Genomic DNA, 555 nt, shown 5'->3' with positions numbered 1-555 from the left:
AAGGGCGTGGACGGTGCCGCGTTCGACCTCGAGGTCGACGTCGTCGTTCGCGACGACGCCGGGGAACCGCTTGGTTATCCCGTCGAGGTGGACGGCTGTGGCCATTGGTCTACTACCCTCTGGTTCAACCGTGATTGAATATGTTTGGATATGATTCGGTGCCCGCGGCGCGCCGATCGGTCGGGGCGCCGACAACATCCGGTGCGGCGGCGCGCGGGCGACGAGGGGACGTCGATGTCGCCGGCGATGATGTTCTCGCGGGCGGTCGCGACCTCCTCGGTGACGTCGTCGGGGATCTCGGAGCCGAGCTGGTCGCCGTAGACGAGCGCGACGCCGTCGTTGCCGAGCCCGAGGGCGACGTTCGAGCCGCCGGGGAACTCCTCGTCGACGGTCGCTTCGATCGCGTTGTAGACCGCGGTGTCGACGCGCTTGACCATGCTGCCGAGGATGACGTCGGCGTAGTCCGGGCGCGTGACCGACTGGTCGCGGTCGACGCCGATCGCGAACTTCCCCTGTTCCTGGGCGGCCTGGAAGACGCCGGTGCCGGTGTTACCC

The 555-nt window shown here is 68.1% G+C and carries 1 protein-coding gene; it reads right to left on the bottom strand.

Going from position 1 to position 555, the window contains the following annotated elements; genetic code table 11:
* Positions 1–74 precede the first annotated feature (74 nt).
* Positions 75–555 (bottom strand): BMP family protein (locus EXE42_RS16550; RefSeq protein WP_137707016.1); only part of this gene is annotated, 481 nt, incomplete at its 5' end.

It is taken from the genome of Halorubrum sp. SP3, assembly GCF_005435195.1.
Taxonomy (GTDB): Archaea; Halobacteriota; Halobacteria; order Halobacteriales; family Haloferacaceae; genus Halorubrum; species Halorubrum sodomense.
This window is presented reverse-complemented; position numbering and strand designations above follow the sequence as displayed.